A 9,105-nucleotide genomic window follows, 5' to 3' on the forward strand; every position below is an offset into this window, starting at 1 on the left:
CCAATGTGTTTTTCTTAATGAGACGGTTTTACAGGTGATGCCGTGTTAGCACAAGGGCCAACACCGCTAATCTCGCTTTGCCGTGCTTCAATCCAATTTTCTAATTCTTTGGTCATTTGGTCTGGGGTTTGACCCGCAGGAACAATCGGTTTGCCAACCACCACGGTAATTTCCCCCGGATATTTGCGGAAGGAATTACGCGGCCAAAACTCACCTGCATTTAATGCCACCGGCACTAGCGGTGTCTCCAAATCGCGAGCTAAACGCGCTGCCCCTTGCTTATATTTACCGCGTTGCCCTGGGGGAATGCGTGTCCCTTCTGGGAAAATGACAATCCAAAATCCGGTTTTCAAGCGCTCACGGCCTTGATCGATCAAACGTTGGGCTGCGCGAACACGGTCACCGCGATCAATCGCAATCGGGCTGGTCATGGCCAAGCCCCAACCAAAAAACGGGATCCATAACAATTCGCGTTTTAACACCCACACTTGTTGTGGAAAAATCAGCTGCAACGCCATCGTTTCCCAACCAGATTGATGTTTACACGCAATAATCGATGGCGTGGTCGGAATATTCTCGGCACCAATCACTTTGTAGCGCAAACCACAGGTCAGACGTAGCCACCACATCATCACCGGTGTCCATAAGGTAATCACACGATGACGCTGCATGGCCGGCAGTGGAAAAGCCAGTAAACCCAAGGTAAAGAACAATGGGGTAATCACGGCCAACCCCAACCAATACAAACAAGAACGTATCCAAACCAGCATTATGGCTCTCAAATCTGACTAAGTAAGAACTCAGCCGCAGCAAACAAATCATCAAAAACTAAGGTTCCAGCCGGTAGGCCGCCTTTTTCTAAGGTTGCACTGCCTTTGCCTGTTTTGACTAAGATAGAACGCCCCCCCACCGCCGCCACCGACTCCAAATCACGCAGGCTATCACCAATCATGATTAAGCTATCGGGTTTGACCCCATACCGCTCGGCAATATCAATTACCATACCGGGTTTCGGTTTACGGCATTGACAGCCGGCATCGGGGGTGTGAGGACAGAAGAAAATCGCATCAATTCTGCCGCCGGCCCGTTGCACCATACGGTGCATTTTCTCGTGCATCGCATTCAGCGCGTGCATGTCGAATAGACCCCGTCCTAAACCGGATTGATTAGTGGCAATGACCACCTTCCAGCCGGCTTGTGACAACAAGGCAATCGCTTCGGGCGCACGGTCGAGGGCAACCCATTCCATGCTGTTTTTGACAAAGTCGTCACGGTCGTGATTGATCACGCCATCGCGGTCTAAAATCACCAGTTTCATTGTTTTTTCCTGTGCCGTACGATGCCAAGCAAGCGCAGAGACCCTCTGAGTCTCTGCGCCAGCGGAAAGTGAACCCACGCGATGGAATTACTCTGCTAACAGAGAAATATCCGCCACTTGGTTAAACAAACCCGACAACTGCGCCAACAACGCCAACCGATTGCGGCGAACCGATTCGTCATCGGCCATCACCATCACCTGTTCAAAGAAGCTATCGACAGGCGCTTTCAGGGCAGCTAAACGACTTAAGGCCGTTTGGTAGTTACCTGCAGCAAAAGCCGCCTCAACTTCAGGGCGAATCGCGGTAACTGCGGCAGCCAACGCTTGTTCTGCCGCTTCGCTCAGTAAAGCAGCATCGACGGTTGCGCTGACCTCACCCTCCACTTTCTTGAGGATATTTTTCACCCGCTTATTTGCCGCAGCTAAAGTGCTGGCTTCTGGCAGAGAACGGAATGCAGACACCGCCGCCAATACCGAGGTCAATTGATCGAGACGACGCGGCGACAACGCTAACACGGCGTCAATCTCATCCGCGCGATGTTCCGCCGCCAATAGATTTTTCAACCGCTCCAAGGCAAAACCGTAGAGCGCAGATGCGGTGTCAGCTGCCAACAGACCCGCAGGGAATTGCTGCACTGCACGCTGCAACAGGTCGGATAAGTCTAAAGGCAATTGTGCCTCAACCAACATCCGCAACACACCCAGCGCTTGCCGACGCAGGCCAAACGGGTCTTTATCACCGGTCGGGATTAAGCCAATACCCCAAATACCTGCCAAGGTTTCTAGTTTGTCGGCCAACGCCACCGACAAGGCAATTGGGCCCTGTGGCAGGGTATCACCAGCAAAGCGAGGGTGGTAATGGGCTTCAATCGCAGCGGCAACAGCCTCCTCTTCACCATCTAAACGGGCGTAATACATCCCCATAATGCCTTGCAGCTCGGGGAATTCACCGACCATTTCGCTGACCAAATCGGCTTTTGCCAAGCGACCGGCGCGCCGCGCCAGCGCCACATCCGCCCCCAACAGACCAGCAATCTCACCGGCCAGCGCTTCAATGCGCTCGATACGTTGCAGCTGGTTGCCAATTTTGTTGTGGTACACCACTTCGGCCAAGCGCGGTAAACGTGAATCGAGTTTGGCTTTTTGATCTTGTTCAAAGAAGAAACGGGCATCAGACAACCGCGCACGCAACACCCGTTCATTGCCGTGAATAATGTGTTGCGGTTGGTCGCTTTCTAAGTTGGACACCAATAGAAAGCGATTGATCAATTTTTGTTGTTGATCGAGTAAGGGGAAGTATTTCTGATTTTGCTGCATGGTCAAAATCAGACATTCCTGTGGCACTTTCAGGAAATCGGCTTCAAAACCCGCTTCGAGTACCACCGGCCATTCGACCAACGCGGTGACTTCATCTAACAGCGCATCGTCCGCCGCCAATGTCGCTTGCAAGGCTTGGCTGCGTTCTTGCAATTTGTGACGAATCAGTTCACGACGGGCTTCAAAACTGGCAATCACGCGGCCTTGATCGTGCAAGGTGCGGGCATATTGTTCTGCCGAAGGAATGCTGATCTCCCCCTTGGACAAGAAACGATGACCACCAGTGATGCGGCCAGATTGCAGACCCAAGACTTGTGCCGGCACAATCGCTTCGCCATGCAAGCAGACCAAACGATGCACTGGGCGCACAAAGGTCACCTCAGAATCACCCCAACGCATGACCTTAGGAATTGGCAGCTTTTTCACTGCGCTATCAATCGCTGCGCTCAAGACTTGATTGAGTTGTGCGCCTTCAGCGGTATAGGTGTAGAACAAGCTTTCGCTTTTCCCATCGGGACGGTGTTCACACTGCGACACGATGTCGGCACTGAGGTTTTTCGCTTGTAACTTTTTCAATAAAGCGGGGGTGGGTTGCCCTGCTTGGTCGAGTGCGACAGTCACCGGCATCAGTTTTTCTGACACGATTTGGGCTGGCCCGACCGCAGCCACATCGCTGATGGTGACGGCCAAACGGCGCGGACTGGCATAACGATGGACAACGCTGCTATCACTGCACAGTTGTTTATTTGCCAGTTCTTGGTGGATAGTATCGGCAAAAACGGCAGCTAAACGGGGCAGCGCTTTTGGCGGAAGTTCTTCGGTAAATAATTCAACGAGTAGAGTTGGCATGGCTTAGGGCTTGGTCGAAAGAGAATAGGCTGGATGGTTAATGAGCGTGCAGGCGGTGGTGACCATGGCTTCCCCCATTGAATCAGCACTGACTTCGAGGAACTGCCACGCATGGCGTTGGATATCAAACATGCCAGAAAATACCGGCTTGCGTTCCTTGTCCAAATAGTCAGAGCGCGTGAAAGCATAAATGTCTTTGTTGCAGTCCACCGCGACACGGGTGCGGCGGATAAAAAACCGCACATCCATTTTCTTTTCGTACATTTCTCGCGCATAACGCTCTTCATGTACAAAATGCAGTAAACCATCCGCTTGAGTGGCTAACGAGGCACGATCAATCGCCAAGGACAGACGCGGCCCACGTTGGTACACCAACCAGTTTTCAGCCGCCAACAGCGGCAAACTGGCCGTCATCAGACCCAAACCTAAACCAAGGGCAGAAAGAGTGCGTGCCTTCATAATGAGCTTACTCCGTTTTGGCTGTCGCCAGCATCGGGAATCCCAATGCTTCGCGGCTATCGTAATAGGCTTGTGCCACTAAACGCGCTAAGGCACGGATGCGGCCAATATAAGCAGCGCGCTCGGTCACCGAAATCGCGCCACGGGCGTCGAGTAGGTTAAAGGTATGCGCTGCTTTTAAAATCATTTCATAGCCGGGAATGGCTAAACCCGTTTCTAATAAACGTTTGGCTTCGCCTTCAAACTGAGTGAATTGGGCGAATAAAAACTCGACATTGCTGTGTTCAAAATTATAGCGCGATTGTTCTACTTCATTTTGGTGATAGACATCGCCATAGGTCAGTTTGCTGCCATCGGGACGCACCACCCACACCAAGTCATAGACGTTTTCTACACCTTGCAAATACATCGCCAATCGCTCAATGCCGTAGGTGATTTCGCCTAACACTGGTTTGCAATCTAAGCCGCCGACCTGTTGGAAATAGGTAAATTGGGTCACTTCCATACCGTTGAGCCACACTTCCCAACCCAAACCCCATGCGCCCAGTGTGGGGTTTTCCCAATCATCTTCGACAAAACGAATGTCGTGCATACAAGGATCAATCCCCAATTCGCGCAAGCTATCGAGGTAGAGGTCTTGGATATTGCTCGGGCTGGGTTTGAGTACCACTTGATATTGGTAGTAATGCTGCAAGCGGTTGGGGTTTTCACCGTAACGGCCATCTTTCGGGCGGCGTGAAGGCTGCACATAGGCGGCATGCCACGGTTCTGGGCCAATGGCGCGTAAGAACGTCGCAGTATGGCTAGTACCCGCCCCCATTTCCATATCATAGGGCTGTAACAATGCACACCCTTGCCGCGCCCAATAGGCCTGCAAGGTTTGAATGATGTCTTGGAAAGTTAACATAAGAAGGAATTACGCCATCAAGATGAGAAATAAAGCGGTGATTCTAACGGAGCTGTCTATTAGCGACCAGCATAGCGCACTAACGGCCCCGTCCTTGTGCCTCAAACAACAACAATAATTGCTCGGCCAACTGTCGATAGTCGGCATTCCCTCGGCTGGCAGGAGCATGTTCTAACACTGGTTTACCACAGGCAAACGCCTCGGCCAATTTGATGTCATTGCGAATACCGGCCAACAACCGCTGCGAACCGAATTGTTTAGCCATCTCATCACAAATCGTACGATGTAGGCCAATGCGGCTGTCTAACATCACCGGCAGTAAACCGACAAGACGCAGATTGGCATTTTGCTGCATCGCGACTTTAAACAAAATACGCGAGAGCTGTCGCACCCCCTCGGCAGCGAGGGCATGAGGCAGGAAAGGAATCAGCGCCCAATTTGCCGCAGACAGGGCATTGAGAAGGAGAAAATCGAGAGAGGGCGGCGTATCAAGAATAATGAAGTCGTATTGCTCTTGCACCGCATCCGTACTTAATAAGTTTTTTAAAGTACGTAATTTATCGTCGGAAACAATCAAACTGTGTTCAAACATTGGATCGGCAGGAGCCAACCACAGCCGCTCACGGCCAGTCTGGATGATAGCCGTAGTGAGATCGGCTTTGTTTCCTGCCAGAACGTGGTGAATGGTCTGTTTCGGTGGGATATTTTTCAGTCCCAAACCGACGGCACAGTGGCCTTGGGTGTCTAAATCGAGCAAGAGCACTCGTAGCCCCAACGCCGCCCAATGGGCCGCAAGGTTGACCGAGGTGGTACTTTTACCCACCCCCCCTTTACGATTACTGACCACTAAAACTTGAGCTGACATCAGTGCATTAAAGCCTGCTGCAGCGCTTGGTGCAGCGCTTCACGAGAAAAAGGTTTGCCTAACGTGGCACACACGCCCAACAAGCGAGCCGACTCGAGATTAAAGTCCGAACTAATCGCCCGTCGCCCACCCGATACGGCAATCACGGGAATCCGTGCACCAAGTTGGGCCAATTCCATAATCAGCTCAATACCATCTTTTTCTGGCATTAAAATATCGGTAATCACCACATCCGGGCGTTGTAAAGAGACAGCTTTTAGGGCTTCATGACCGTTGGTGGCGGTGGACACTTGGTGTCCTTCGCGCCCGACCATTTCGGTCAAATCATTGATTTAGCGATTAAATGTCCGCGCTGCGGGACATTCAACCGATTTACACACCAGAGCGCCACGAGCCGCCAAAACCCAGAACGCCCAGAGCGTCAAACCGCACAGGTAGGGCAATGGAACAAAAAAAGAGACTCGGAAAAAACGGGTTTAAGTATCGGCAACAATACGGCGTGATTGTTATTTGTTCGGATGAACAGCACCAAAAGCAAATTTTTGAATGGCTAAAAGGCATGGGCCATAAGGTACGGGTGGTCACAGTATGAAACTCACTGTTCACCACCGCTGCACCGACTATGACTCATTTCGAGCAGCCGCTGTTAAATCACTATTTAATGTTGAAAGCGGGGCAGATTTTTCAATCGAGGCTAATTTGCCGATTGATCAAGAAGATTGGCAAATCGGCGTGATTGTTGGCCCGTCCGGCAGTGGTAAAACCAGCTTGGGCGCAAAGATTGGCCCCCTTTATCAACCAACATGGCCAGACAATGAACCGATTATTGATGCCATTGCACCCCATCAAGGGTTTGATGTCGTTACTGGGGCACTGGCTTCTGTTGGCCTTGGCAGTGTGCCAACATGGCTACGTCCATACCCCGTTTTGTCCAATGGTGAAAAATTCCGTGCAACATTAGCAAGGCTAGTTTGTGAAGCGCCGGCACTGGCTGTGATTGATGAATTTTCCTCTGTTGTTGACCGACAAATTGCTCAAATAGGGGCAGGGGCATTTGCTAAGGCATGGCGGCGCACGACAGGCAAAGTTGTATTGCTGTCGTGTCATTACGACATTCTGGATTGGGTTTCCCCAGATTGGGTATTCGATACCTCAACCGGTGAATTCCAACGGGGGCTACTTCGGCGACGACCCAAGATCGAAATGGAAATCCACCAGACAAATTGGTCCTACTGGCCCTTGTTTGAGTCGCATCATTATTTGAAGCTGCCACACATGATCGCGGCGACATGTTATGTCGCCACGGTCAATGGTGAACCCGTTGCACACCTTGCTGTTAGCACACGCCCCGGATTAGTTGAAGGCCGTGCGTGTCGGCTGGTAGTGATGCCGGAATGGCAGGGGGCGGGTGTTGGGATGCGATTTTTAAATGCGGTGTGTGAACAATGGTTGCAAGGTAAAAATCGTTACCAAAAGCCGCTCCCGACTTTGTTTCATACATCACATCCGGGGCTTGCTGCCGCATTGCGCCGCGATCCTAAATGGACACAAGTTTCTGCTCGTTTATGCGGTGAAAACAAAATGCGCTGTGCACAATCTATGGATAAAAGCTCAGCAAAAAAAGGCAAGCCCAAGGCAGGTAGCGGATACGGTGGCCACTTTAGAGCAGTTCAAGGCTTTAGGTATTTGGGTGAGGAGAGCAATTCATGCGAATTGTAATCATCGGCCAAAAATGGCTGGGGGCTGAAACGTTCAAATTATGTCGGCGGCTTGGGCATGAGGTAGTTCATGTCATTACACCTAAAATTGATCGCTTGCACACAACCACCCAACAGCATGGTGTCTCTGTCGCGGTGGTTGCAGGGACAGTCACAGCACAACATATCCCTGACCGAACAGACCTAATTCTGGCCGCCCATACCCACGCTTTTATTTCGAAGGAGGCAAGGGCATCCACCCGTTTGGGTGCAATTGGATATCACCCGTCGCTGCTGCCGCGACATCGAGGCCGTGACGCTATTCGGTGGGCGATTCACATGAAGGAAAGCATGACCGGCGGCTCGGTGTATTGGATGGATGATGGCGCTGATACTGGCGAGATTGCCGCCCAAGATTGGTGCCATATTCACCCCGACGACACCCCCGAAACCCTGTGGCGTAGAGAGCTAGGCCCAATAGGTCTGCGGCTGTTTGAGCAGGTGCTGACAGACATCGAAAACGGGCGAATAGTCAAAAAACCACAGCTTGAGAAATTGGCGACATTTGAGCCGAGTTTTGCAGGGGGGAGGTTGGAAGCCACTCATAAAATTTGAATTGTGCCCCTGTACAGTTAGCGCTTTTGCATAACAATGCAAAAAAACCCCCTAAAAATTAAACAAAAAAGTTTAATTTTATTGCTTTATTAAACTTTTTTGTTTATAATTGGTTCCATGTTAAACAGAAATATGGAGATGCGGTGAAGCAAAGTGAGTTTGTGAGATGGCTTGCTAAACATGGAGCAACCTTTAGAGAAGGAACAAAGCATTTAAAGGTTTACTTGAACGGCTGCCAAAGCCACCTGCCAAGACACCCTTCGACAGAGTTAAAAACAGGATTGGTCGAAGGTGTGAAAAAGCAACTCAAACTTAAATAGGAGGATGGCCCTGAAAAGGGCATCTATCCACCGCATCTCATCACAACAAAAGGAAACAAAATGCGCTATCCCGCTCTATTTGAAGAAGCTCCAGAAGGTGGCTATGTTGTCTCTTTTAGAGATATTCCAGAAGCGATTACGCAAGGGGATACAGAAGAAGAAGCCATGTTAATGGCAGAAGATGTATTGCTCTCATCAATGGATTTTTACTTTGAGAGCAAGCGCATAGTACCAATGCCATCAGAGATGACGGCCAATGAAAAATTGGTCAGCTTACCGGCAAGTGTTTCAGCAAAAGTGTTACTTCTTAACGCAATGTTGGAACAAAAAGTCGGGCCATCAGAAGTTGCACGAAGACTCAATACACGGCCCCAAGATGTACAAAGGTTAACTAATCTTAAACACGCATCAAAAATTGACACCATTGAAAAGGCATTAAATGTACTTGGAAAAAATCTTGAAGTATCAGTAAGTTAAGAATTACCCATTAAAAACCCGCTTTGGCGGGTTTTTCTACGTACTAATAGGGATGAAACTTAATTCTTTTATAATATGGCAAAACATTTGGCACAAAGAGTCGGAAACCTACTTTTTGCCGTTTCAATCCACGCGCCCGCGTGGGGCGCGACGGGACGGGCAATGAGCGGGCAGGGAACGGGCAATGTTTCAATCCACGCGCCCGCGTGGGGCGCGACACTGAGGAAGTGAAGTCACGCATCACGACGCAAGCGTTTCAATCCACGCGCCCGCGTGGGGCG

11 protein-coding genes are annotated in these 9,105 nt (G+C 50.5%); 4 read left to right on the forward strand and 7 right to left on the reverse strand.

The features are described 5' to 3' along the window. Window positions 1-14: 14 nt before the first annotated feature. The 7 genes from G465_RS0108225 to G465_RS14055 all read right to left on the reverse strand — a co-directional run bounded on the left by G465_RS0108225 (window position 15) and on the right by G465_RS14055 (window position 6,029). Window positions 15-770 carry a lysophospholipid acyltransferase family protein gene (locus tag G465_RS0108225; protein WP_022653999.1) on the reverse strand — a complete coding sequence of 252 codons (756 nt, stop codon included), beginning with the start codon at window positions 768-770 and terminating at the stop codon, window positions 15-17. A gap of 8 nt (window positions 771-778) precedes the next feature. Then, window positions 779-1,318, reverse strand: a complete 540-nt coding sequence (gmhB, locus tag G465_RS0108230; RefSeq protein ID WP_022654000.1) for a D-glycero-beta-D-manno-heptose 1,7-bisphosphate 7-phosphatase — start codon at window positions 1,316-1,318, stop codon at window positions 779-781. Window positions 1,319-1,405: 87 nt separating this feature from the next. Continuing rightward, on the reverse strand, window positions 1,406-3,484 hold the full coding sequence (glyS, locus tag G465_RS0108235) for a glycine--tRNA ligase subunit beta (RefSeq protein WP_022654001.1): 2,079 nt from the start codon (window positions 3,482-3,484) through the stop codon (window positions 1,406-1,408). A 3-nt stretch (window positions 3,485-3,487) separates the two neighbouring features. Beyond that, entirely contained in the window at window positions 3,488-3,943 is a 456-nt protein-coding gene (locus G465_RS14050) for a hypothetical protein (protein WP_022654002.1), read from the reverse strand. Window positions 3,944-3,950: 7 nt separating this feature from the next. Then, complete coding sequence (glyQ, locus tag G465_RS0108245) at window positions 3,951-4,850, reverse strand: glycine--tRNA ligase subunit alpha (RefSeq protein ID WP_022654003.1); 900 nt, start codon at window positions 4,848-4,850, stop codon at window positions 3,951-3,953. Window positions 4,851-4,929: 79 nt separating this feature from the next. Beyond that, complete coding sequence (locus G465_RS0108250) at window positions 4,930-5,715, reverse strand: ParA family protein (protein WP_022654004.1); 786 nt, start codon at window positions 5,713-5,715, stop codon at window positions 4,930-4,932. Next, window positions 5,715-6,029, reverse strand: coding sequence for a response regulator (locus tag G465_RS14055; RefSeq protein ID WP_022654005.1), 315 nt, complete (start codon window positions 6,027-6,029; stop codon window positions 5,715-5,717). The genes G465_RS0108250 and G465_RS14055 overlap by 1 nt, the downstream gene beginning before the upstream one ends. Here G465_RS14055 and G465_RS16530 point away from each other — a divergent pair. The 4 genes from G465_RS16530 (at window position 5,982) to G465_RS0108275 (ending at window position 8,824) form a co-directional block, all read left to right on the forward strand. Then, window positions 5,982-6,218, forward strand: a complete 237-nt coding sequence (locus tag G465_RS16530; RefSeq protein WP_081642732.1) for a Com family DNA-binding transcriptional regulator — start codon at window positions 5,982-5,984, stop codon at window positions 6,216-6,218. The genes G465_RS14055 and G465_RS16530 overlap by 48 nt on opposite strands. Before the next feature lie 85 nt (window positions 6,219-6,303). Further along, window positions 6,304-7,434 (forward strand): GNAT family N-acetyltransferase, encoded by a 1,131-nt coding sequence (locus G465_RS0108265; RefSeq protein ID WP_022654007.1) that lies wholly within the window; start codon window positions 6,304-6,306, stop codon window positions 7,432-7,434. Next, complete coding sequence (locus tag G465_RS0108270) at window positions 7,422-8,027, forward strand: formyltransferase family protein (RefSeq protein WP_022654008.1); 606 nt, start codon at window positions 7,422-7,424, stop codon at window positions 8,025-8,027. Before G465_RS0108265 ends, G465_RS0108270 begins: the two co-directional genes overlap by 13 nt. Window positions 8,028-8,407: 380 nt before the next feature. Beyond that, window positions 8,408-8,824: a type II toxin-antitoxin system HicB family antitoxin gene (locus G465_RS0108275; protein ID WP_022654009.1), complete on the forward strand. Its 417-nt coding sequence runs from the start codon at window positions 8,408-8,410 to the stop codon at window positions 8,822-8,824. Window positions 8,825-9,105: the final 281 nt, after the last annotated feature.

The organism is Aquaspirillum serpens DSM 68 (assembly GCF_000420525.1).
Lineage (GTDB): Bacteria > Pseudomonadota > Gammaproteobacteria > Burkholderiales > Aquaspirillaceae > Aquaspirillum > Aquaspirillum serpens.